General features: G+C 68.8%; 27 protein-coding genes. 20 read left to right on the forward strand and 7 right to left on the reverse strand.

All coding sequences use genetic code 11. The features are described from left to right. Nucleotide 1 precedes the first annotated feature (1 nt). Nucleotides 2-370, reverse strand: a complete 369-nt coding sequence (locus tag ABD333_RS30920) for a nuclear transport factor 2 family protein (RefSeq protein WP_344546061.1) — start codon at nucleotides 368-370, stop codon at nucleotides 2-4. 142 nt (nucleotides 371-512) lie between these two features. Here ABD333_RS30920 and ABD333_RS30925 point away from each other — a divergent pair, with 142 nt between their 5' ends. The 3 genes from ABD333_RS30925 to dnaN all read left to right on the forward strand — a co-directional run bounded on the left by ABD333_RS30925 (nucleotide 513) and on the right by dnaN (nucleotide 3,821). Beyond that, nucleotides 513-2,021, forward strand: a complete 1,509-nt coding sequence (locus ABD333_RS30925) for a DNA-3-methyladenine glycosylase 2 family protein (RefSeq protein ID WP_344546062.1) — start codon at nucleotides 513-515, stop codon at nucleotides 2,019-2,021. A gap of 17 nt (nucleotides 2,022-2,038) precedes the next feature. Next, nucleotides 2,039-2,584, forward strand: coding sequence for a methylated-DNA--[protein]-cysteine S-methyltransferase (locus tag ABD333_RS30930; protein WP_344546063.1), 546 nt, complete (start codon nucleotides 2,039-2,041; stop codon nucleotides 2,582-2,584). 70 nt (nucleotides 2,585-2,654) lie between these two features. Beyond that, a complete protein-coding gene (dnaN, locus tag ABD333_RS30935) occupies nucleotides 2,655-3,821 on the forward strand; it encodes a DNA polymerase III subunit beta (RefSeq protein ID WP_410556121.1) in 1,167 nt (388 codons plus the stop codon). Between the two features lie 88 nt (nucleotides 3,822-3,909). On the opposite strand, the gene ABD333_RS30940 is transcribed toward dnaN, so the two are convergent. Beyond that, a complete protein-coding gene (locus tag ABD333_RS30940) occupies nucleotides 3,910-4,947 on the reverse strand; it encodes a hypothetical protein (RefSeq protein WP_344546065.1) in 1,038 nt (345 codons plus the stop codon). Nucleotides 4,948-5,084: 137 nt separating this feature from the next. Then, the gene (locus ABD333_RS30945; protein WP_344546066.1) at nucleotides 5,085-5,648 is read right to left on the reverse strand and encodes a helix-turn-helix domain-containing protein; all 564 of its coding nucleotides are present in this window, start codon (nucleotides 5,646-5,648) and stop codon (nucleotides 5,085-5,087) included. A gap of 109 nt (nucleotides 5,649-5,757) precedes the next feature. Between ABD333_RS30945 and ABD333_RS30950 the strand changes: the two genes are divergently transcribed. From ABD333_RS30950 to ABD333_RS30965, 4 genes are all read left to right on the forward strand, one after another. Continuing rightward, the gene (locus ABD333_RS30950) at nucleotides 5,758-6,426 is read left to right on the forward strand and encodes a B3/B4 domain-containing protein (RefSeq protein WP_344546067.1); all 669 of its coding nucleotides are present in this window, start codon (nucleotides 5,758-5,760) and stop codon (nucleotides 6,424-6,426) included. Then, complete coding sequence (locus ABD333_RS30955; protein ID WP_344546068.1) at nucleotides 6,420-7,268, forward strand: EamA family transporter; 849 nt, start codon at nucleotides 6,420-6,422, stop codon at nucleotides 7,266-7,268. Before ABD333_RS30950 ends, ABD333_RS30955 begins: the two co-directional genes overlap by 7 nt. Nucleotides 7,269-7,422: 154 nt before the next feature. After that, on the forward strand, nucleotides 7,423-7,977 hold the full coding sequence (locus tag ABD333_RS30960) for a snapalysin family zinc-dependent metalloprotease (RefSeq protein ID WP_344546069.1): 555 nt from the start codon (nucleotides 7,423-7,425) through the stop codon (nucleotides 7,975-7,977). Between the two features lie 716 nt (nucleotides 7,978-8,693). After that, nucleotides 8,694-9,083: a hypothetical protein gene (locus ABD333_RS30965; protein ID WP_344546070.1), complete on the forward strand. Its 390-nt coding sequence runs from the start codon at nucleotides 8,694-8,696 to the stop codon at nucleotides 9,081-9,083. 214 nt (nucleotides 9,084-9,297) lie between these two features. Here ABD333_RS30965 and ABD333_RS30970 read toward each other — a convergent pair whose 3' ends face one another. Both ABD333_RS30970 and ABD333_RS30975 read right to left on the reverse strand, forming a co-directional pair. After that, on the reverse strand, nucleotides 9,298-9,888 hold the full coding sequence (locus ABD333_RS30970; RefSeq protein ID WP_344546071.1) for a GNAT family N-acetyltransferase: 591 nt from the start codon (nucleotides 9,886-9,888) through the stop codon (nucleotides 9,298-9,300). 16 nt (nucleotides 9,889-9,904) lie between these two features. Continuing rightward, the gene (locus tag ABD333_RS30975; protein WP_344546072.1) at nucleotides 9,905-11,338 is read right to left on the reverse strand and encodes a helix-turn-helix domain-containing protein; all 1,434 of its coding nucleotides are present in this window, start codon (nucleotides 11,336-11,338) and stop codon (nucleotides 9,905-9,907) included. A gap of 538 nt (nucleotides 11,339-11,876) precedes the next feature. On the opposite strand from ABD333_RS30975, the gene ABD333_RS30980 reads away from it, so the two are divergent. From ABD333_RS30980 to ABD333_RS31035, 12 genes are all read left to right on the forward strand, one after another. Next, nucleotides 11,877-12,332 carry a hypothetical protein gene (locus ABD333_RS30980; protein WP_344546073.1) on the forward strand — a complete coding sequence of 152 codons (456 nt, stop codon included), beginning with the start codon at nucleotides 11,877-11,879 and terminating at the stop codon, nucleotides 12,330-12,332. Continuing rightward, a complete protein-coding gene (locus tag ABD333_RS30985; RefSeq protein WP_344546074.1) occupies nucleotides 12,326-12,718 on the forward strand; it encodes a hypothetical protein in 393 nt (130 codons plus the stop codon). The genes ABD333_RS30980 and ABD333_RS30985 overlap by 7 nt, the downstream gene beginning before the upstream one ends. A gap of 177 nt (nucleotides 12,719-12,895) precedes the next feature. Further along, a complete protein-coding gene (locus ABD333_RS30990) occupies nucleotides 12,896-13,432 on the forward strand; it encodes a hypothetical protein (protein ID WP_344546075.1) in 537 nt (178 codons plus the stop codon). A gap of 76 nt (nucleotides 13,433-13,508) precedes the next feature. Continuing rightward, on the forward strand, nucleotides 13,509-14,045 hold the full coding sequence (locus ABD333_RS30995; protein WP_344546076.1) for a glycine-rich domain-containing protein: 537 nt from the start codon (nucleotides 13,509-13,511) through the stop codon (nucleotides 14,043-14,045). Between the two features lie 21 nt (nucleotides 14,046-14,066). Next, complete coding sequence (locus ABD333_RS31000) at nucleotides 14,067-14,885, forward strand: phosphotransferase family protein (protein ID WP_344546077.1); 819 nt, start codon at nucleotides 14,067-14,069, stop codon at nucleotides 14,883-14,885. Between the two features lie 709 nt (nucleotides 14,886-15,594). Beyond that, nucleotides 15,595-16,149 carry a GntR family transcriptional regulator gene (locus tag ABD333_RS31005; RefSeq protein ID WP_344546078.1) on the forward strand — a complete coding sequence of 185 codons (555 nt, stop codon included), beginning with the start codon at nucleotides 15,595-15,597 and terminating at the stop codon, nucleotides 16,147-16,149. 42 nt (nucleotides 16,150-16,191) lie between these two features. Further along, the gene (locus ABD333_RS31010; RefSeq protein ID WP_344546079.1) at nucleotides 16,192-16,863 is read left to right on the forward strand and encodes a GntR family transcriptional regulator; all 672 of its coding nucleotides are present in this window, start codon (nucleotides 16,192-16,194) and stop codon (nucleotides 16,861-16,863) included. A gap of 230 nt (nucleotides 16,864-17,093) precedes the next feature. Continuing rightward, on the forward strand, nucleotides 17,094-17,378 hold the full coding sequence (locus ABD333_RS31015) for a hypothetical protein (RefSeq protein WP_344546080.1): 285 nt from the start codon (nucleotides 17,094-17,096) through the stop codon (nucleotides 17,376-17,378). Next, on the forward strand, nucleotides 17,375-17,890 hold the full coding sequence (locus tag ABD333_RS31020; RefSeq protein WP_344546081.1) for a hypothetical protein: 516 nt from the start codon (nucleotides 17,375-17,377) through the stop codon (nucleotides 17,888-17,890). Before ABD333_RS31015 ends, ABD333_RS31020 begins: the two co-directional genes overlap by 4 nt. Then, nucleotides 17,890-18,387: a hypothetical protein gene (locus ABD333_RS31025; RefSeq protein WP_344546082.1), complete on the forward strand. Its 498-nt coding sequence runs from the start codon at nucleotides 17,890-17,892 to the stop codon at nucleotides 18,385-18,387. The genes ABD333_RS31020 and ABD333_RS31025 overlap by 1 nt, the downstream gene beginning before the upstream one ends. Continuing rightward, nucleotides 18,384-19,235, forward strand: a complete 852-nt coding sequence (locus tag ABD333_RS31030; protein WP_344546083.1) for a radical SAM protein — start codon at nucleotides 18,384-18,386, stop codon at nucleotides 19,233-19,235. Before ABD333_RS31025 ends, ABD333_RS31030 begins: the two co-directional genes overlap by 4 nt. 4 nt (nucleotides 19,236-19,239) lie before the next feature. Further along, the gene (locus tag ABD333_RS31035; RefSeq protein WP_344546084.1) at nucleotides 19,240-20,397 is read left to right on the forward strand and encodes a methyltransferase domain-containing protein; all 1,158 of its coding nucleotides are present in this window, start codon (nucleotides 19,240-19,242) and stop codon (nucleotides 20,395-20,397) included. Nucleotides 20,398-20,502: 105 nt separating this feature from the next. On the opposite strand, the gene ABD333_RS31040 is transcribed toward ABD333_RS31035, so the two are convergent. Next, nucleotides 20,503-20,772 (reverse strand): hypothetical protein, encoded by a 270-nt coding sequence (locus tag ABD333_RS31040; protein ID WP_344546085.1) that lies wholly within the window; start codon nucleotides 20,770-20,772, stop codon nucleotides 20,503-20,505. 64 nt (nucleotides 20,773-20,836) lie between these two features. On the opposite strand from ABD333_RS31040, the gene ABD333_RS31045 reads away from it, so the two are divergent. Beyond that, nucleotides 20,837-21,778: a YDG/SRA domain-containing protein gene (locus tag ABD333_RS31045; RefSeq protein WP_344546086.1), complete on the forward strand. Its 942-nt coding sequence runs from the start codon at nucleotides 20,837-20,839 to the stop codon at nucleotides 21,776-21,778. Here the strand turns inward: ABD333_RS31045 and ABD333_RS31050 are convergent. Beyond that, entirely contained in the window at nucleotides 21,775-22,554 is a 780-nt protein-coding gene (locus ABD333_RS31050; protein ID WP_344546087.1) for a peptidoglycan recognition protein family protein, read from the reverse strand. The genes ABD333_RS31045 and ABD333_RS31050 overlap by 4 nt on opposite strands. Between the last annotated feature and the right edge of the window lie 60 nt (nucleotides 22,555-22,614).

The raw sequence follows: 22,614 nt of genomic DNA on the forward strand, positions 1-22,614 counted from the left end.
ATCAGGAGGGGACCTTGTCGAGGAAGCCGTGCACCCGGTCGATCCGGCCGTCCTCGGCGAACACCGCCACGTCGAAGCCGGCCACCACGGCCTCCTCCGCTCCCGCCGGGCCGAGTTCCCAGGTGAAGCGGGCGAGGTCGTGGTGGGCGTCGACGTTCCCGGCGAGGCGGAAGACGAAGTCCGGGAACTGCTGCTGCACGGCGGCGATGGTGGCGTCGAGCGCGTCGCGTCCCTCGACCGCCACGAGCGGGTCGGTGTACGCGGCGTTCTCGGTCCACACCTCGTCGATGGCCGCCCGGCGTGCGGCGGCGTCCTTCTCGTTCCAGATGTCGATGTAGCGCTGGGCCTGCTCGTGAGCGTCGTTGTTCATGGCCTCCACGGTGCCGGGCGTGCTCGGCAAAGGCGATTACCTCCCAGGTCATGGGAGCCCGGGCGGACCCGCGCGGCGGCGGGCGGAGGATGATGTCGGATTTTCGCTAGTGAAAGCCGCTGGCCTCGGTGATGCTGGGAGCATGCATGAAGATGTTGAGCGGTGCGTACGGGCCGTCCAGTCCAAGGACGCGCGCTTCGACGGGTGGTTCTTCACCGGGGTCGTGACCACGGGGATCTACTGCCGGCCGAGCTGCCCGGTCGTCCCGCCGAAGCCCGAGAACATGCGCTTCTATCCGAGCGCCGCGGCCGCCCAGCAGGCCGGGTTCCGGGCCTGCAAGCGGTGCCGCCCCGACGCCAGCCCCGGCTCGCCGCAGTGGAACGAACGGGCCGACGTCGTGGCCCGCGCGATGCGGCTGATCGCCGACGGCGTGGTGGACCGCGAGGGTGTGCCCGGTCTGGCGGCGCACCTCGGCTACAGCACCCGCCAGATCGAACGCCAGCTCCATGCCGAGCTCGGCGCCGGCCCGCTCGCCCTGGCCAGGGCCCAGCGAGCCCAGACCGCGCGGCTCCTCATCGAGACGAGCGCCCTGCCGATGGGCGATGTCGCGTTCGCCGCCGGGTTCGCCAGCATCCGCGCGTTCAACGACACCGTCCGCGAGGTCTTCGCGCTCACCCCGACCCAGCTGCGTGACCGCGTCGCTCGCGGCCATCCGGCCCGCGGCCACTCGGCCGGCACGGCTCCGGAGCCGGGGGAGTCGGTGGCGACCCTGTCGCTGCGGCTGCCGTTCCGTGCCCCGCTCTGCCCGGACAACCTCTTCGGCCACCTCGCGGCGACCGGTGTCCCGGGCGTGGAGGAGTGGCGGGACGGCGCGTACCGCCGCACCCTGCGCCTGCCGAACGGGCACGGCATCGTCTCCCTGCGGCCCCAGCCCGACCATGTGGCGTGCACGTTGGCGCTGACCGACGTGCGCGACCTGACGATCGCGATCAGCCGGTGCCGGCGCATGCTCGACCTGGACGCCGATCCCGTCGCGGTCGACGACCTGCTGCGCACCGACCCGGTGCTCACGCCACTCGTCGACAAGGCGCCGGGCAGGCGGGTGCCGAGAACGGTCGACGCGGCGGAGTTCGCCGTCCGGGCGGTGCTCGGCCAGCAGGTGTCCACCGCGGCGGCGCGCACCCACGCGGCCCGGCTGGTGACCGCGCACGGACGGCCGATCACCGACTCGGACGGCGGGCTCACGCACCTGTTCCCCGATCCCGCCGCGCTGGCCGCGCTCGACCCGGCGGCGCTGGCCTTCCCCCAGACGCGCCGGACGACGCTCACCACGCTGGTGGCGGCGCTGGCCTCGGGTGAGATCGACCTGGGCGTCGGCAGCGACTGGACCGAGGCCCGCACCCGACTGGCCGCACTGCCCGGAGTCGGTCCCTGGACCATCGAGACGATCGCCATGCGCGCGCTCGGCGACCCCGACGCCTTCATCCCCGGCGACCTCGGCATCCGCGTGGCCGCCCGCGAGCTGGGGCTGCCCACCACACCGGCGGCGCTCACCAGGCGTTCCGCGTCCTGGCGCCCCTGGCGGGCGTACGCGGTGCAGTACCTGTGGGCCACTGGCGACCACGCCATCAACCGGCTGCCCGCCGCCTGACCGACGAGAGGACCGCAATGATGACCACGAAGACCCACACCGGGCACCGGACGCACGCCGTGCTGGAGAGCCCGTACGGCCCGTTGACCATGGTGGCGACCGACGGCGTGCTGTCGGGGCTCTACATGAACCTCCAGCGGCACCGCCCGGCGGAGGAGCTGTTCGGCGATCGGGAGCCCGACCACCGCACGCCTCCGTTCGGCCCTGTGGTCGAGCAACTGGAGGCCTACTTCGCGGGCGAGCTCACGGAGTTCGACCTGCCGCTGGCGCTGCGCGGCACGCCGTTCCAACGCACGGTGTGGCAGGCCCTGCAGGAAATCCCGTACGGCGAGACCATCTCGTACGGGCAACTCGCCCAGCGGATCGGCAAGCCCTCCGCCTCGCGCGCCGTCGGCCTGGCCAACGGCAAGAACCCGATCAGCATCATCGTCCCGTGCCATCGCGTCGTGGGCTCCGCGGGCAGCCTGACCGGCTACGGCGGCGGGCTGGAGCGCAAGCGCCGCCTGCTCGACTTCGAGCGTGACGTCCGCGCGGCCGGCCGCCCGGCGACGACGCTCTTCTGAGACGGGTCGTTTTGTCCCCCGCTGCGACTAACGTTCGTGTCGCAGGCGTGAGGTGAGGGGACGCGACATGGTGGAGTTCCGGGTCGAACGACAGACGCTCGCCGAGGCCGTGGCCTGGGCGGCGCGCACGCTGCCCGCCCGGCCCGCGCTGCCCGTCCTGGCGGGGATGCTCGTCGAGGCCACCGCCGACGGCGGGCTCGTGCTGGCCGGGTTCGACTACGAGGTCTCGGCGCGTGCCCAGGTGGAGACGGCCGTCGCCGAGCCGGGCCGCGTGCTCGTGCCGGGCAGGCTGCTGGCCGAGATCGTGCGCAACCTTCCTCCACACCCTGTGGAATTCTCGACCAAGGGCGCGGAGGTCGTGGTCCGCTGCGGCAGCGTCGAGTTCGGGCTGCAGATGATGCCGGTCGAGGACTACCCGACGCTGCCGACTCCGCCCGGTGAGGCGGGCACCCTGCCGGGCGACCTCTTCGCCGAGGCCGTCACGCAGGTCACGCCCGCCGCGGGCCGCGACGACACCCTGCCCATGCTGACCGGCGCCCGCATCGACATCGAGGGCGACACGATGTGGCTCGCCTGCACCGACCGCTACCGGATCGCCGCCCGCGAGCTCACGTGGTCACCGTCGAGCCCCGACTTCACCGCCGGGATCGTCGTCCCGGCCCGCACGCTCGCCGACACGGCCAAGTCCATCCGATCGGGCGACGAGGTCGTGATCGGGCTGGCGGGCGGCGGCGACACCCTGATCGGCGTCGAGACCGGCGGCCGGAGCATGACCACCCGCCTGCTGGACGACCAGTACATCGACTACCGCAGCCGTCTCAAGGGCGACTGGACGACCGAGGCCCGCGTGCGCACGGCCCCGTTCGTCGAGGCCCTCAAGCGGGTGGCGCTGGTCACCGAGCGCAACACCCCGATCCGCCTCGCCTTCTCCGCCGACGAGGTGCGAATCCGGGCGGCCTCGGGCGACGCCGCCCGCGCCAACGAGTCCCTGCCGTGCGACCTGTCCGGCGACGAGATCGACATCGCCTTCGGCCCCCACTACCTGCTCGACGGCCTCGCCGGCGTTCACACCGAGTTCGCCCGCCTCCAGTGCACGACCCCCACCAAGCCCGCCCTCCTCACCGCGATCCCCGACCGCAAGGGCGACGACAACGACGAGACCGGCGCCGCGCCCCTGGACACCGACGAAGACACCGGCTTCCGCTACATCGTCATGCCCGTCCGCCTGACCAACTGACCAGATGAGGGCGCGGCCCTTGCTCTGCGCGATGCCCGCTTTGATCAGCGCCGAAGGCGAGCCGGCCGACTGCGTGGCCTTGGGGCGGTCAGTTGTCGCCGGACTGGGCTCTGATCCGGGGCTCGGCGTCCATGGCGTCCGTGCGTACGACCTGGTGGGAGCCGACCACGCAGACGCCGTCGGGCAGGGAGGTGGAGGCCAGCCAGACCGCGTTGTCGCCCACGGGCTGCGGCGGGGTGGTCAGGGTCCAGCGGTGGCCGTCGTGGTGCGCGAGTTCGCCGTGGCCGCCCGCGACCCAGATGTCGTCGGAGGCGGTCGCCGTGATCGTGTTGGCCGCCGTGATCGGGGCCTTGACGCGCTTCCACTTCCGGCCGTTCCAGTGCAGCACGCGGTCGCGGCCGACGGCCCACGCCTCGTCCGGTGCGATCGCGACGACTCCGGTCAGCGGGAAGCGTGTCGCCGGACAGGGCACACGGGTCCACGCGCGGCCGTCGTACCGCATGATCAGCCCGGCGCGGTCGTCGGCGCCGACGGCCCAGACGTCGTCGGCGGCGGTCGCGGACACCGCGAGCAGCTTGCCCTTGGCGATGCGCGGCATGGTCGCGGCCTCCCAGTCCGTGCCGGACCAGTGGAGGGCGACCGGCCCGGCGGCGCCCCAGGGGAAGCCGTGGCCGACGGCCCACGCCTCGGCCCCGGCGGCCGTCACGTCCGTGAGCACGTAGTCGGCGGGCTCGGGAGAGGCCGCGGCAGACCAGGACGAACCGTTCCAATGCCGGATCAGCGGGACCTCGGCGCCGGCCAGCCGGTCGTAGCCGCCGCCCACCGCGATGGCCTGGACGGGACCCGAGGTCAGCGCGATGCCCTGGATGCCCGCACCGACGAGCGCGGCCTCCGGCTCAGGGCCGGGCGGGACGATCCACGAGGAGCCGTCCCAGCGGGCGAGCAGCGGTCGCTGCCCCGCGTGGCCGGCGACCCAGATCTCGGTCGGCGACGCGGCCGCCACCGCGGCCAGGAGATGCGGCGCGTCGGCCACGGCGGGATCGATCGTTCGCCAGGTGGTCCCACCGGGGAGGACCATCACCGCGCTTTTCACCCCGGCGCGGTCATGGGTCTCTGGTCGGTTCACCGCACATGGCCCCTTTGGGTGAGACGACACCTTTCGAGCGGGATCATCGACCGTCGAAGGGGTGGTTGACAAGCGTCCGCACGATTCCGCAACGAATGGATGGGGATGGGGCGTTCCATCGTGATCGGCACTTCAGGTCACGGGTCGAGCACGGCGAGTGTGAAGCGCACGTCAGTGCCCGTCTCGTTACCGTACGCATGTGGCCGGTCACCGACGAAGACCGCCGCCGTCCCGGCCGCGAGCGTGTCCATGTGACCGTCCACGTGAAGGGTGAGCGTTCCCTGCTGAACGTGGACGAGCTCTTTGGTGCCCGGGATATGGGCTTCGCTCTCCCTGAGCTCGCCGGGCTTCAGCGTCCAGGCCCACAACTCCAGGGACGGTCGCGGGTCGCTGCCCGCGAGCAGGGTTCCGCTGCCGCCGTCGGGGCCGCGCCACAACACGACGTGCTTGTCCGGCGGGAACAGCCGTACCAGCGGCTCTTCCCGTACCTGGACGAGGTGGGTCAGGGAGACCCCGAGCGCCTCCGAGATCCGGATCAGCGTGCTGAGGTTGGGGTTGCCGCGGCCCTGCTCCAGGCCGACCAGCACGCCCTTGCTCACGCCGGCGCGCGCGGCGAGCTCGTCGAGGGTCCAGCCATGGCGTGCGCGCAGGGTGCGCACGGTCCTGGCGACGGCCTCGCCGATCAGTTCCTGCTCGCTCACACTGCCCTCCCGTTCCGGCCCAGGTTAGAGCCAGCGGAACCCCGGTCGTTATAGTGCCCTCGTCAGTCCATTAAAATGACCGCATCGACGATCGCTGGAGGGACGTTCCATGCTGGATGAGATCACCGTTGAGCAGGCCGTACGGGAGCTGCGCCCGGACTTCGCGGTGCTCGCCATCACCGCGGAGGGGCTGACGAACGGGCCGAGCGACGACACCTCGGCGGAGTGGCTCTCGCTCTCGGGCGAACGGGCGGCAGGCGCCCAGGAGCACCCCCACGTGATCGCCTGGCGCGAGGCGTACCAGGCGTTCGGCGCCAAGCCCAAGCGGACCCGGCCGTCCGTCGACGCGCTCATCCGCCGGGCCGATTCCCTGCCCACGATCAACAAGGTCGTCGACGCCTACAACGCCGTCAGCGTCGAGTACGTCCTGCCGATCGGCGGCGAAGACCTCGACGGCTACCGCGGCGCGGCGCGGCTGGCGCGGGCCACCGGCGACGAGCCGTTCGACGTCATCGCCGACGGCGAGCCCGCCGTGGAGCACCCCGCCCCCGGCGAGGTCGTCTGGCGGGACGACCAGGGCGTGACGTGCAGGCGGTGGAACTGGCGGCAGTGCGTCCGTACGCGCGTCACCGAGGACACCAAGAACGTCCTCTTCCTCCTGGAGCGGCTCGAACCGTACTCCCTCGACCGGCTCCGCGAGGCGGGCGACGACCTGGCGGCGCGGCTGCGCGTGATCTCCCCGGACGTCCGGATCCAGAGCCGCCTGATCGGATGGTGACGCTGCTCGCCCTGGGCGCGGCCCTCTCCTATGGCGTCGCCGACTTCCTCGGCGGTGCCGTCTCCCGGCGCTCGACCGCGCTCAGGGCCCTCCTGTGGTGTGTTCCGACCGGGCTCGCGTTCGTCGTGATCGCGACCCTCCTCACCGGCGGCTCGCCCACCACATCCTCGATGGCGTGGGGATTCGGTGCCGGACTGGCCGGCGGCACGGGTTTGATCACGTTCTACCGGGCGCTGGCGCAGGGACCGATGAGCGTGGTCGCGCCGGTCTCCGCGCTGACATCGTCCCTGCTTCCGGTCGGCGCCGGCCTGCTGCGCGGCGAACGGCTCGACACCACCGTCCTCCTCGGCGTCCTGCTCTGCCTGGTCGCGATCGGCCTGGTGAGCATGGAGGAGAACGGCGAGGAGCGCCGGACGGCCCACGGGCCCATCATGGCCGGAGTGTCCGGTGCCTGCTTCGGCGTCTTCTTCATCCTGCTCAAGGAGGCCGGCGACGGCTCAGGCCTCTGGCCCCTCGTCGGCGCGAGAGCGGGCAACCTGCTCATCATCGTCGTTGCGTTCGCCGTCCTCTCCCGCCTGCGCCCCGACACGGGCTCCAAGGTCTCGGGCCGCCTCCTCATCGCCCTGGCCCTGATCTCCGGCGTCCTCGACGCCGGAGCCAACGCGCTCTACTTCCTCGCCGTCCAGGACGGCATGCTCAGCCTCGCCGCCGTCCTCACCTCGCTCTACCCGGCGATCACGGTCCTGATGGCGAGGATCGCCTACAGCGAGCGCCTCCGCGCCGTACAGCGGATCGGCCTGGCCATCGCGGCGGCCGGCGTCGCCCTCGTCACCGTCGGCTGAACGCTGACCACGTCTGACTCGGGAACCTGACGGAGAACCCCCGTCTTTTGTGACACATCACGCCACTTGTTGGGCTAAATCGTCACAATTTACGCTCACTTGACCCGGGTCCTACGCAGTACAGCTCCCTGACAGCCCAGAGGAGGCCCCCCGCATGCTGCGACGCAAAGGCGCGCGTGCCCTGTTCGGCACAGCCGCCCTCACCCTCACCCTGTCCATCGCTCCCGCGGCCAACTCCGCCACGACGCTGGCCACCACCCTCTACTACGACGACAGCCAGGCCGCGGAGTTCAAGAGCGCCGTCGCCGCCGGCGCCCAGGCGTGGAACTCCACCGTCACCAACGTCAACATCCAGAAGGCCCCGGCCGGACGCCGCGCCGAGATCGTGATCATCGCCGACAACGGCTGGCCCCGAGCCCAGCTCGGCCCGGTGCGCCCCGGCGGCCGCGTCACGATCTGGTTCGGCCGCCAGGCCGTCACCCAGGGCTACAACACCACCCGCATCGCCTCACACGAGATGGGCCACAGCCTGGGCCTCCCCGACCGCAAACCAGGCCCGTGCTCGTCCCTGATGTCCGGCTCCACCGGCGGCGTCTCCTGCACCAACGCGCTCCCGAACGCCACCGAACGAGCCAGCGTCAACCGCATCTACGCGGGCACCTGGACCCCGGCACCCACCAACGCCCCCGTCCTGGTCGACGCCCCCTGACCCACCGAAGAGTCCCCGTGGGCGAGGCCACCCCCTCGCCCACGGGAACACCAAGCCCGACGCCCACTCCGCCGAGAGAACGCCATCTCGATCACCCGCCACAACACATGATCGCGACACCCCTCGTCATCCCACAGCCGATCGGGCCGCCCCCACACCTCACCCGCGTCAACAAACCTGCGGGTCGCTACAGCCAGCGGCCGACGATCGCCCCGCCGAGCGCCGAGCAACCTAACGTCGAGCATTCCTGCGGCAACCACGGACCATGCGCCAGTACCGGCCAGCGTCGCTCGCAGCAAGCCTGTGAGCAGGGAGCGCCGCTCGCTCGCTCGCCGCGGACGTCGGCGGCTCGCAAGGCGGTTTGGCCCGAAGGGGGCAGCGGCGGCCGGTGATCTCCTCGGGTTCGAACCCCATGCCGCCGGTGTCAGCGCGGACGAACCCCCGGCATTGCGGCGTACGCCTGGACCAGACGAACGGGCCACCGCCGCACCCCTGGTCACGCCCGGTCGAAGACAGGAACGTATCCCGCGTACCGTCGAGCGGCTTAACGCGCCGCACCCGTGACTTCAGTGCATTGCTTGGTCTGACTGCGGAGCGCGACGTTCAGCGCGCGTGTACTCCAGTCGGCGTATGTCCAATGTCGCCCACGGACCGACGACTCTCCGGCGTCGTCTGACCATGCTGGTCGGACCGGCTGCGTTCGAAGGAGACGACACTTGGCTGTCCGTAGAACGTCCTCGTCCTGGTGGGCGACCTTGGCGGGACTCATCGTCGGAGCTGCGGGGATCTCCGTCCTGTGGGCCGCGGGTCAGGATTTCCCGGTCTACCCCCCGCCAGGAATCATCATTCTTCTGGTCGGCGCCGCGTTCGTCGGCCTGTCCCCGTGGCGCTGGGCGCCGGCCGTGGGCGCGGGCCTCGGACTGTTCGTCGTCGCAGGCTTCCTGATCAGCGGCCTGGCAGGCGGAGACGGATTCGACAACCTGACCGCCGAGCACGGCATGGGCAGGGCGATCGGCCAAGGAATCCAGCTGCTCGGCGTCACCCTCGCCCTGGCCGCGGGCTCACTGGCGACCAGGACCAACTACTCGAACTCAGACATCAAATAACGCCATGTCGCCCCCTGACGACAAAGGGCCTCTGAGCTAATGCCACAGCTCGGAGGCCCTCATGGGTGGCGGGGGTGGTGGGATTCGAACCACCCTCTGCCGCCGCCTCTGACGTGCGGAGACCCGCAAAGTAGCAAGTGACCCACCGAACGGACAAGACCCGTCTGGATGCAACAGACGCTCCCGGACGGTCTGGGCCCCCAGAGATCGCGTGCTACTTCCCCTCGACACGAACGGACTTGGGAGCGAGAGGCAAGTCGATGGTAAGGACATCGAAAAGTGGGGCATCCTCCCAACCGCCTCGCAGCCTGGAGATCTTGCTCCATCCCCATCGGCGATACGCCCGGTAGGCGTTTTCGTTGTCCGGCCGGACGAGCAACACCGCACGCGTCTCGCGGCGACCGCCCAACAACTCATCATGTAGCGCACGCGCGACACCGCGACCTGTCCATGCCCGGCACACCATGATCTCGGAAAGCGCGAACGTCCGGCGTCCGGTCTCATGGGTCCATCCGGGTTCTACCTCGGCGGTGAGGTACCGCCACCAGCCCCCATCAGGCGGGCTGAGCGGCCAACCGAACGTTTGCCCCATAGGCTCCTCGCCGTGATAGGCAATCACGAGATCGAAGCCGTCATGGCGCGTGTACGCGTCGAAGCGTGTGAGGAAGGCGTCAACGGTCTCGAATGGGTCGGCACTGTTGACCGCATCGGCGTAGGCGTCCGTGTAGATCCCGACGATAAGGTCGCGCTGCTCCCGGGCGCCGATCCTGTCGTACCGACGAAAGCTCAGCTCAAGGTCGGCCATGGGCCCGATTATCCAGTCATGCCGCTGAGAGCGCGCGGGCAGCCTGGTCGAACCGTACGCAGAACTCTTCGGTCTTGTTGTTCGCGGCGAGCCGCAAGGGGCGCAGCTCATTCAACGTGCGAACCGAGGTCACGCCATGGCTTAGCGCAGGGAGCACCGCCATCCCCTCCCCGATCGCTTGAGTTTCGTCGCCTTGCTCTAGCAGGGCGCCAGCCAGCAGCGCCCCGTAGTAGGCACGATTTCGGGAGGAGTCGAGGGTGCTGTCGTCGAGCACCGATCGATACAGTCGCTCGGCACGGTCGGGATGCCCAAGGTTCAAGTGACCGGCAGCTTCGTGCCCAATGACCTCGGCGGCGCCGACGAACCGAATCCACTCCGGGTCGTCCGCGTGCGGTCCACGATCGAGTTCCACCTTGGCGCGCTTAATTGCACTCTTGAACGTATGAGAATCCCCGAGCAGTGCCGCCGCGTTGCTGCGCCGTAGTGAGATAAGCGTGTGGAGCGGGGGCGAGGGTTCATGTCGGGCAACGTCGGCGGCTTGCTCGGCGAATCTCAGGCCCTCGCGTGCGAGCTTGCGTCGTCCGCTGGTACGGGCGACGTAACAGCTCAGCATCGACATGTTGGTCAGAACGTGGGTGTGCAGGACGGCGTCGTCGGCGCTGCCTGCCATGAGCAATGCCTCGCCGTACAATTGCCGAGCGGAAACAAGGTCACCTGCGTCGAACGCGAGCCAACCGGCACACGTTGCGAGATCGCCCGCAACGGCCAACAGCTCACGGCCGATTGGGGCTGGATAGTCAGACTCGTCGAGCATCTGTCGTGCCCGGTGGAACTGACGGACCGCTTGACGCAGCAGCGCCGCGCCTCCGACGTTCTGATCGCGCCGATAGAGCCTCTCGGCGCAGTTACGCAGGTAATGCACATGTGCCGTGCCCACCCGTTCGGGTATCTGGACCTGTGGCAACACGACCGGCAGGGCCAACCCGGCCGCCATCACGTTAAACGTCCGCCGATCCAATTCGCCCTTCCCTGAACCGAAGATCCGGCTCTCACTCTCCAGTGTCGCATCCTGCCGCCCCATGATGAGAGGAAGCAGAGCCTCACGGGGCATGTCGACCGCATCGGCCACTCTGAGAAGTTCGCGTACGTCATACAGCGTTGCGCGTTGACCTCGTTCGATGAGACTGACCGTCGACTGTGACCAACCTTCGACCAGGTTCGCAAGCTCAAGTTGCGAGAGCCCCGCCGCCGCGCGGAGCACAGCCAAGAACGCCCCTGGATCGGTACGCGCTAGCGCTTGCCGCATCGGCAACGAGTCCCAAACCCATAGCGGAACGATGCCCTCGGCGTCCCTCGCAGCACGTAGGCACGGCCCACACAGCGGATCCGAGTTGTAGCGGTTCAGCACCGCCACCTTGCACGCCGGACACTGTTGGCATTTCGTCGCCATCTCCGGCTCCTTCCCGGCCGGTTGCTGATTGCGACACGCGACAACCCCCGAGGGGGGCGGGAACCATTGCTCACGGTAGCGAAGGGCGGGAACTGGGGCTATATCAATGTGTCATAGCCCTGGAAATTCGGCCGACGACACAGTGACGTTGGGTTGCGATGGAGCCTGCGCGAGCATCCGTTGACATGAATCCGGTGCCGGCTCGCAGGAGGCAGTCGTGGGTATGGACGCGCGACGATCAGGGGACACACCCCGTGAAACTGATCTACGACGCGCTCAGATCTGGGCCTTGTCACAGGCGCTCAAGTCCCACGGGTACGAGTCCGAAATAGCGGAATCCGATCCGATCTTGGACGTTCCGGCCGTGTCTGGACCACCTGTGAGAGTGCGGTGTGAACACCGCTCGGTCTGCGGCGGCGAGCTGTGGTTCTTCCATGCGGGCGGCACCCCGGTCGCGCCCGCAGGCGCCGCTTACATGCAGGACGTCATCGTCGCGGTCAAAGGAAAGCTTGCTAGTCAGGACGGCAGGTGACCGCACATGACCGCCGCCATGATGAAGCGGCCGCCTGTGTGGTGGCCAATCGACGTCGACCCCGAGCAGGTTGTCATGGACGTCAAGCGCTGGTTCCCCGGTGTGTCCGCATGGCTAGGCGAGTACACCGGCCGATGGTGGGCGCTGGTCGGTAACCGCCTGATCGAGGCAGAGAACCCGGACCAGCTTCGCGAACGGATCGCTAGCGTCGCGTCGCCACGCTGGCCATCGCCGCCCCCATTCATAACCCCCGGGGCGACGGTCAGGCGGCGCGACACCTGGCTCGGCGCGGCGGAACCGCCGCCCGTTCCCACACAACGAACGCGCCGCACGTGCTCGCCGCGCCGGGCCAGCCCCCTTCCGAACATGCGCCTGTCGGCTCGACGCGGCCGGTTGCGGGGATTCCTACGCCGTCTCGTCGGCGGGCCGAAGTCCACCGTGCAACAGACGACGGGATGGTGACCGCGCTCATGAAGGTAAAGCACCCGCACAACGGGACGAGGGATCACGCGACCGACGCCGGGCCGTCCCGGGACGAAGAACAAGCGTTCATGCGCGTCATGGAGGGTTACTCGGACATTGTCCGTGACGCCCTGGACAACGCCGAGGTGAGCGTCGGATGCGTGCACGGGATCACGCCGCACGCAATCGAGGAGTACGGCGACCTTCCGGGCGCGGCGCTGATGGTGTCGTGGCTGGAAGCCGACGGGCAGGTCGTCGCTAAGGCGGTATGGATTCCCTGGCCGTTGCTGCCGATGCTGTTCGCGGTCTCGGACACGTTGCGCTCGCAGGAGTTCGCAACCGGGATGGACGCGCTTGCTCAGGTGGCGCCGGGCGGGGAGTGCTAATGCGCCTGACGTCGAGGACGCGTCCACCGAGCAGCTCCAAGCGGCGGCGATGCAAGTTGCTTTCGAGGTGACCGCAGCCGCATTCGAGCAGGTATTGCGCGAGAACGGCATGTTGCCCAACACGATCAACGCCATCCAGGAGGCCAACGAGTGACAACTGATGCCACGCCGCCGCCTATGCCGGAGCGATGGCGAATCACCGTGCCCGCACTGTCGGACGCCTTCCAAGTGGAGATGCGGAAAGACGACTCGACGCGCGGCCTGTGGTGGGGGAACCAAGAGGTCGGCATCGCCGAACGATGCGCCGGCGACCGTTGGGCGGCGAGCGGCCGCGATGGGGAATCGCTGCTGAACGGACAGGCAGACGACCACCTGTTCGCCGATTCCGACAACGCACTCATCCGGGCCCGCGATGCTTGGCGTGCGCGTCCGGTGAGGGTCTCGGAGATCCTCAGCGATGACTACTGGATCGAGGATCGTCCTCTCGGAGGGGTGACGTCCTTGTGGCTCGGTCGGATTCACCTCGGCTACGTCCGGCCGAAGATGAACGGCATGTACCTGGCGTACACCACCGACGACAAGCCGATTCACACCGATGACGCCGTCAAATACAACGTGTACGCCGACCAAGACCAGGGCCTGAAGGCCGTTCAACACGCATGGCGGACGCACCTGCGGAGGATCCTGCGCCTGCCGCTCGCACACGACCAATGAGTTTCTCCGGGCCGGTGCCCGGAGCGGGAACCGCGCGGACCAACCGTGCCCCGACGGCTCTACAAGGAGCAGCCACGTGACGACCACCCTCGAACCGGCGGCACCGACCGTCACCCTGCCCAGCCCGCGCGAGCTGCTGGACTACGCCCCCGGGCTGTTCGACAAGCTCGCTGCCTACGTCGCCAAGCACCAGGCGCTGACCCTCCCCTACGCCGAGAGGGTCATCGAGCAGACCTTGATCTGGTTCAAGGCGTGCGCCGGCAACCCGTCTCAGCGTGTGGGCATGACCGACGCCGTCGATCACGGCTGGCACGCGTTCATCCTGCACTCGCAGGACTACACGACCTTCTGTGAGCGGATGTTCGGGCACTACCTGCACCATGTGCCGCCCGCTCCCGGACAGCACATGACCGAGCAGGAGGTCGCCGCCACGCTGCCGGCACTGCGCGCCACCGGCTACGCGGTCGACGACATGTTCTGGGACGGTCCCGGGTACGGCTGCTGCCCGCCGGACCCGTGTACGCGTTACGTCGACCCCGCACGCCGCGAGACCCATCCCGCCCATCCGACCGAGACCGGTACGCCGCGCCCGCCCGAGCCCATCTCGGCGTGATCAACTGGCAGGCTCTCTCACATGGACCGCACCGCCTGGGAGAGCCTGCCCCCCGACCTGCGCGAGGCCGTCGAACAGCACCTCGGACCGGTGGTGAAGGCCGAACCGGTCCGCGAGGGACGCCGATCGGCATTCGCCGCCACTCTCCACACCACGACCGGCCGCCTGTTCCTCAAGGGGTCGCCCGACAGCGACGCCAAAGCCATGGAACAACTCGCCCGCGAGGCCGCGCTCGCCCCGTACATTGCCGGTGCCGTGGCCCCTGCCCTGCTGCTCGATCAGCACACCGCCGGATGGCGGATCTTGGCTTTCGACCACGTCGCGGGACACCGCGCCAGCTACTCTCCGGGCTCACCAGACGTCGCGCAGGCCGTCGAGACGCTGGCCACACTCGACGAGATCACCGTTCCCGCCGCGGTTCCGCTGATGCGGTTCGAGGCGCGCTGGTCATCGTTCACCCCCGCGACCCGCCACCTAGGAGAGCTGGCAGGATCCGCGCTGCTGCACACCGACCTCAACCCCGGCAACATCCTCGTTGGCGCAGGAACCGCGACACTGGTCGACTGGGGCATGGCCAGTTGCGGCGCTGCCTTCGTCAACCCGTGCGACCTGGTTATCAATCTCATCGCCGGGGGACATGACCCCCGCGCGGCCGAATCGGCCGTCGCCGACCTCGACGCATGGCAAGCCGCCGCTCCCGACACCATCGACTACTACGCGCGTACCGTCGCGATCGCCTGGCTAGAAGCCTTCTGGAACATTCGCCATCCATGGGCGAACGCCGTGGTGCGCGCCGCCCAGCGCTGGGCACTGCACCGCCGCGACCATTGCCGGGGATGATGAGCGCCGACAAGGCGGCCCGCCAGGTGCCGGGGTGACGACTCCGTCGACGGCAAGTCGCTTTCGCGCTGGACATCGCGGCAAAGCTCGGCAGACCGCGAGCCGTAGACGCCGTCGGCGTGAGGGACCAGCCGGGGGGCTGGCTGCCGGGCGTTGCCTTGCACACCTTGGACGTCGGGCGTCCGGCCTCTGGCGCCGTTGCGCGCCCATGCGCGTGTAGAGGGCTTGGTCCACGGATGGGGTGGGTCTGGGGGCTTGCCCCCAGCCTGGGGCGCGGGGCGGGAGCCTCGCAGAGCGCTGTCCGAGCGGAGCGAGGGCGATGCCGTTGGGGGCGCGGGGGAGCTTCCACATCGGGGCGTATGGAGCTGGTCCGCGATCGGTGATGCGATGATCACCGACGCAAAAGGGCCGCCCAAGCTGTTATGCCAGCTCAGCGGCCCTTTGGGGTGGCGGTGGTGGTGGGATTCGAACCCGCACCGCACACCCTTTCTAAGCTTTGGTTTTGCGAAAGTAGCAGGTCAGCGCCCGACGAGTCCAGACGAAACGAGACGAAGCCGGACTAGATTGACGATCGGTGCCGCGCCTTCGCGTCACCGATGATCTTGGTCCGTGGGGCGACTGTCGCTTGACGGTTCGGCATCCTTGGGTGGGGCAGCCCTCGCGGTGATGAGACGCTGTAGGCGCATCCATAATGGTTTTCGCGAGAAGCATGCCAACCAGTGAGGAGCGCGCTGTGTGGACCGCAACTTCAGTGCCGTACCTGTCCCCTCGGCGAGAGGGCGAAGTCGATCCGTGGTCGCGGGAAGCTGCACAAGGAGGACGAACCGGCACTCAGAAGATCCGCGAGGTAGTCACGGAGACGCCACCCGCTGAGGTGGCGAGAGCCCTGGAGTTGCCAGAAGGAGCGCCGGCGGTGGTTCGGCGACGCACGATGTTGCTAGAGGATCGGCCGGTCGAACTCACTGACTCCTGGTATCCGACCGACATCGCGGCTGGCACAGCGCTCGCCGAAGCGGGAAAGATCAAGGGTGGTGCCGTGACTCTGCTCGCTGACCTCGGGTACGCCGTATACGAAGCGCGGGAAGAGATTGAGGTTCGCGGTGCGACTTCGCAGGAGGCCGCAGAATTGAGGCTGCCAGCAGGCGCGCCGGTGATCATTCTACGGCGGACGAGTTTGACCGCGGATGAGAAGCCGTTCGAGGCGTCGGTGATGGTGATGGTCCCCGAAGGGCGTCGCCTGCGCTACCGGTTGATTGCAGGCTGATCGGTGACACGACGAGCTGACGAACGTCCGCCCTACGAGCAGATGGCGGCGGATCTGAGAGCCCGGATCATGGCGGGCGATCTTGAGCCGGGGACACAACTCCCGTCGACGGCTCGACTCGTCGAGGAGTTCGGAGTCGCGAACACCACGGTTCAGAAGGCGTTGGCGGTGCTCAAGGGTGAGGGGTACCTCACCAGTCGCCAGGGCAAGGGCGTGTTCGTCCGTGATCGCCAGCCGTTCCGGGTCGAAGTCGGAACCTACTTCGAGCCGCAGCCAGGCGGGTACTCCTACGAACTGCTCAAAGTCGAACAGGTGACACCGCCGGCCGAAGTCGTCAAGGCGTTCGGGCTGGAAGCGGCCGATCAAGTGCAGATGCGTAAGCGGCTGCTGAGGCATGGCGGGCGTCCGGTCGAGGTCGATTGGTCGTACTACCCGTTGAGCCTGGCTCGCGGTACCGAGTTGGCCGAGCCTCGCAGGATTCGAGGCGGCGCTCCGCGCGTCTTGGCCGAAGCGGGATACCCGCAGCGCTACTACGTGGACGCGGTATCAGCACGGATGCCGACTGTCGAAGAAGCGGAGTTGTTGTCGCTCCCGAATGTCCCAGTCATCCGGCAGTTCCGAACTGTCTACTCCGACGGAGATCGTCCCGTCGAGGTGTCGGTGCTGGTCAAAGGCTCACACCTGTATGAGCTGCAATACCGGTCGTCTGTCTGACCGTGCGGGCAACGATCCTGATTGCCCTGGTCCGACCCCTTGAGTACTTCTCGCGATAAGCGTTAAAGTCGTCTCACGTTCAGCACGGACCACGTGACAGAGCGGCTTGGCCTCGGCACGCGCGGATAGCGCGTCACCGGGCGAGACAACTAGAGAGCCGCCGCGCGGTCGGGGCTTGAGATTGGAACCCTCCCCCGACCGCGCGGCTTCCACCTCGCTAGGGAGGCAGGATGACGATACCTGGCGGCGAGAACGGCGCCTGTGTCGGACAGCGCGAGCGGGAAGAGAACGCGCTCGCCGAGTTGCGGATCGACTTTCCCGGCTACCGGATCACGCGCGGCCGTCGGCATGACGACGCGTCCGGATCATGGGTCGCTGCTCTGCGCGACCCTGTGGTGGGCGTTGACCCCACCGTTATCACGTCGACGGCTGACGACCTGCGGGCGGCGCTGGAAGACCAGCGCCGTCGCGCGAAGAACGGCGAGAGGCCGCTCATCGAAGGGCGACGGCCGTGACAACCGCGACCATGAACCGGCCGGCGGTGTGGTGGTCAGAGGACATCACGCCCGCCCAGGTCGTGCAGATCATCAAAGAAGCGTTCCCCCGGGTGCGGGCCGTCTACTTCGGCGAGGCCACGCGTCAATGGTGGGCGCTCGTCGGACGCGCGGGCGTCGACGAGACGTGGGTCGAGGCCGACAGTCCGCAGACGCTTTACGAGAAGATCGTCGGTCGCACGCCGCACCTACCCCGCCGTCCCGCAACCAGGCCGACCGCGCCGCCCTCATGGCCGGCGGTTGGACCTGACGGTCGAGCAACACCGCAAATGGGTACCTCGTTGCCCACGGTGCATCCGTCCACCTTCCAGCAGACGGCCGCGCATCAGTGGTCGCCCTCGCCCCAGATGCTAGGGACATCGCCGCGCCACGTGGCGTCGTCTCGCCGGCCGCTCCGCTCCAAGCTGGGGCGGTGGCGGCGACTCGTCGACCGGTGCCGTCGCGCGCTGGGGATCTCGAACGGGGGTGACTGATGTCCCGTTCGGACACCTGGGTTCCCGCCGAGACGTGCGCCGCCCTGGTTCGAGAGGCGATTCGCGAAACCTTGACCGGCCGTTTCTTCAAGGGAACCGTCGAGGAGACGCTCCGTGCCGCACAACGCAAGGTCGACGGTCTGCTCGACGATCTCGACCAGGCCGAGCGCGACCCGCGGGCGCACTACGGGCCGGTCACGCTCGACTGCGAGATCGCATGCTTGGGACTGTCGACGCACGCCTACAACCGACTCACGCGGTTCAACGGCATGAAACCGCAGAGTCCGCCCAAGACGATCGCCGACGTGCTCGCGCTCGCAGAAGCCGGACGACTCGGCGACATCACCGGGATCGGAAAGACCTACGCCCAGGAGATCGAGGACGCATTGCGCCGCTTGGGTTTCTCTGCGCAGCGCAACGAGGGCCATGACCACGACGACTCATCGCCCTCGCCGGAAGTGCAGCCTTCCCCCGACTCGAAAGAGGCTCACCAATGACCGTCGCTCCCAACGCCCCCACCATCGCCCGACACCGCGCCGTCGCTCCAGTCTCATTCCTCGAACTGGAGATCACCCGAGACTGCACGGCCGCGTGCCAGCACTGCTACAGCAACTCCGGACCGACCGGCGGGACCGGAACCATGCGGCCGGCTGACTGGCTGCGCGTGATCGAGCAGGCCGCCGCGCACCCCACGATCGAGACCGTGCAGTTCATCGGCGGCGAGCCGACCATGCACCCGACGTTCGTCGGCCTGGTGCGATTCGCCCTCGGTTCTGGGCTCCAGGTCGCCATCTTCACGAACCTGATTGAGGTCACCCCCGCGCTGTGGGATCTCTACGGGCACGAGCGCGTGCGCCTGTCTACCTCGTGGTACTCGGCCGACCGTGCCCAGCACGACCGCATCTTGCGCCAGCCCGGCGCCTATGACGCCACCTGGGCGAACCTGCGCGAGGTCGTGCGCCGTGACATCCCGATTAAGGTCGGGCTCGTGCGGGTCGTCGACGATCAGGACATCGACGGCGCCGTCGAGCAGATTCTCGGGCTCGGCATCACGAACTACAACGTCGACGACGCTCGGCCGGTCGGCCGTGCCCTCGGCCGAGGGCAGAGGACGACCGTCGATGACCTGTGCGGCATGTGCGGGGACGGCCGCGCGGCGATCGACACGACCGGGCGTCTCATGCCGTGTGTGCTCGGCCGCGACTTCGATGCTGGCAACGTCCACGAGTCCGCGCTCGCCGATCTGCTTGCCGGCGGTCGCTGGGCCGAGGTCGTCGACGCCATCCCGGGCAAGGCGGATCGGTGCGGTCCGGCGGACAGCAACGACTGTGACCCGGCAATCTGAGCCGATGGACTGGAAACCGCACGCCGAACGGCTCGCCGAGCAGGTCACCCATGCCATGTCGCGGTGGCGGCCGGTCGTCGCGTCCATCCCGCGGCACGAGTTCGTGCCGCGCTGGTGGGCGCACGAGTCGGCCGCGCCGGGTCCGTATGGGTCGGCGACCTGGTCGCTCAACGTCGGGCCGGCCGACCCCGAGCAGTGGATGCGCTCGGCCTACGCCGACCGATCACGCGTCACTCGGGTCGGCCCGCATCATGCCGACGACGCACGTCCGGGCGACCAAGCGACGGGCTCGCCGACATCCTCGGCCACCCTGCCGAGCCTGATCGTGTCCATGTGCCAGCACGCCCGCATCGCCGACGGCATGCACGTACTCGACGTTGGGACCGGGTCCGGTTACGGCACGGCCATGCTCGCCGCGCGTCTGGGCGACGATCGAGTCACCTCGGTCGACGTCGATCCCTACCTCGTCGCGTCGGCCGAGGATCGCCTCGACCGCGCCGGGTACCGCCCTGTGGTCCGGACGGTGGACGCGATCGGGCCGCTCGACGGCGAGTGGGATCGGATCATCGCGACGGTGTCGGTTCGGCCGATCCCGGCGTCATGGCTCGCCGCGCTGCGCCCTGGGGGGCGGCTGGTCTCCTCGATCGCGGGCGCCGGTCTGCTGCTCACGGCCGACCGCACCCCCGACGGTGGGGCAGAGGGCCGCATCGAATGGGACCGCGCCGGGTTCATGACTACGCGGACCGGTCCGGATTACCCGCCCGAGATCGTCGACCGGATCGAAGTGGCACGCACTGCCGAGGGCGAGCACGTCGCCGTCAGCCGATTCCCTGTGGTCAACGTGATGGAAGCGTGGGACCTGTGGTCCATGCTCGGCGTCACTGCGCCCGGCATCGACCACGACTACCGGGAAGGGTGCGGCACTCGAACGGCGATCATGGCGCATTCCGACGGTTCCTGGGCGCGTGCCGTCGAGGCACCCGACGGCGAGGTGACCGTGCATCAGGGCGGGCCGCGCCGCCTGTGGGATCTGCTCGACGCCATCCGGGCGCGATGGCTCCGTGAGGGTTCCCTACCGGTGAACGGCGCCCGCGCGACGATCGCGCCCGATGGAGTGATTACCCTGCGCCGCGGACGGTGGTCGACGACCATCGCCGATTGACGAGCGTCGGCGCGCCGGGGGGAGCGCCGACGCTCGTCCCTCCCAATGCAAAGAGCGCCCCCAATCCCTACGTGAGGGACTGGGGGCGTTCAGCGTGTTCAGAGGTCAGGCGCCGACGCGCGGTTTGGGTTCCTGCTCGGGCCGGTAGGAGGGGGGCCGCGCGGCGCCGAGCAGCTTGCCCACCCACGGCCAACGGGACTCGGCCAGCCGCACGAGGGTGTAGTAGCCGGCGGTCGCGACGCCGGTGATCCCGACGACGAGCGCCGTCGAGGTCGCGTCGTCGACCTCGACACCGAGCGTCGCCAGCCACGCCACCAGGGCGCCGACGGCGATCGGCACATAGGTACGGATCAGCGAGGTCAGTTCATCGGACAAGGGGTGTGGCCTTTCTGGTGATAACCGTGCCCGTTCTGTCAGTAGGCGATGGCACGATCGGGGGGTGGCCAATTACAAGCGGGAGTTCGGCGAGAAGCCGGGGCATCCGGAGGGCTCGACCTATGGCGGCCGTCTAGAGATTCAGGCTGCGGGCTTGCATGCTCACGAGCGCAACGGGATCTCCGGGACTGCCGCGGAGGGCGCCGACGCGATCGTCGTCAGCGGCGGTTACAGCGATGATGACGACCGCGGCGACGAGCTCTTTTACACCGGTGAGGGCGGCCGAGACCCCAACACCGGCAAGCAGATCAAAGACCAGACCGAGACGGCTGCCGGAAACGCCGGCCTGATCACCAGCGAGCTAGAGGGCTTGCCGGTGCGGGTGTTCTACGGGTCTGAGTCCACGTCGGAGAAGGCGCCCGCATCGGGCTATGTGTACGACGGCCTGTATCGCGTCGTTGACCACTGGTTCGCGCCCAGCAAGGACGATGCCTCGCTTCGCGTTCTGATCTTCCACATGGTCAAGATCGGAAGCGCGGCCGACGTCGAGGCGAGCGAAGAGTTCCCGACGGAGGACACCGAACCCGATACAGAGGCGATCGAGGACGAGATCGAACCGGGTCCCGTCGGCCGCACCGAGACCCGTACCGAGCGGCTTAATCGGCGCAGGAAGATCGCGCGGGAGATCAAGGCGTGGTACGGCGGGCGCTGTCAGGTCTGCGGGCAGACCGTTGACTTGCCCAACGGACCGCATGCCGAGTGTGCCCACATCAAGGGTCTCGGCAAGAAGCACAACGGTCCTGACGTGCACGCCAACGTATTGTGCCTGTGCCCGAACGATCACGTCCGATTCGACTATGGCGCGATCTACCTGACCGACGATCTCAAGGTCATGAACAAGCTGACCGGCGAGGTCATCGGGGAACTCACTGTGAATCGTCGCAAACACAAGATCGGGCTGGATTACGTGCGGTACCACCGCGCTCTCTGGGTCAAAGAACCTTAGGTCACTGGCGCCGACCAGGCGGCGCGCCAGGTGTCGGGGCCGACGACGCCGTCAGCGGCGAGCCGCTTCTCGCGCTGGAAGTCACGGCAGACGTCGGCCGACCGCGGGCCGTAGACGCCGTCGGCGTCCAGCGACCAGCCGCGGGCGCGCATGCGCTGCTGCCACTGCTTGACGTCGGCGCCGCGGATCAGTGCCTTGCCAGTCGTGTAACGGAGGTAGCGGCCGGGCCACTTGGGCGCCGGGCTGGGCTTGCTTGGGGCCGGCTTCCCGGGAGACGGCTTGCCGCCGGGGCGCGGCGCGCCCTTGCTCACCCATCCGTTGAGAGCGCTGCCGGGGCAGGAGGTCGACACGAACGCGCGGTGCGGCTTGATCGCTCGGCCGGCGCCCTTGGAACGCAGGTAGTCGATCGCGTCCCGGATGCCGTTCAGCAGTGCACCGGACGCCGGGTCCTTGTCGCCGATGAGAGCACAGACGGCGTAGTAGTTCTGATTGCCGGTGTTGCTGCCCTGCGCGGCCGAGCGCCGGCCGAGCCCGCGCCCCTCGAACACGTAGCCGTGCTCGCACACGAGCAGGTTGTAGGCGATGCCCTGCCAGCCGCGGCCGTTGACGTGGAACGACTCGATCGAGCGGACACGGGGCGCGCACGTTGAGTGCGGCTTGCCGGTCAGTCGGCCGCCGCCTTCGTAGTGGACGGCGACCCCGCCGGCCGATGGGGTGATGCTGGTCGGGCCGCGGCCGTAGCGGGCGCCCCATGCCGACCGCTTGACGTACTTCACGGGGTTACCTCGATCTCGTCGTATGCGGGCTCGGCGAGCTCGCCGAGCAGTTCGTCGGGG

The organism is Actinomadura fulvescens, from assembly GCF_039533225.1.
Lineage (GTDB): Bacteria > Actinomycetota > Actinomycetes > Streptosporangiales > Streptosporangiaceae > Spirillospora > Spirillospora fulvescens.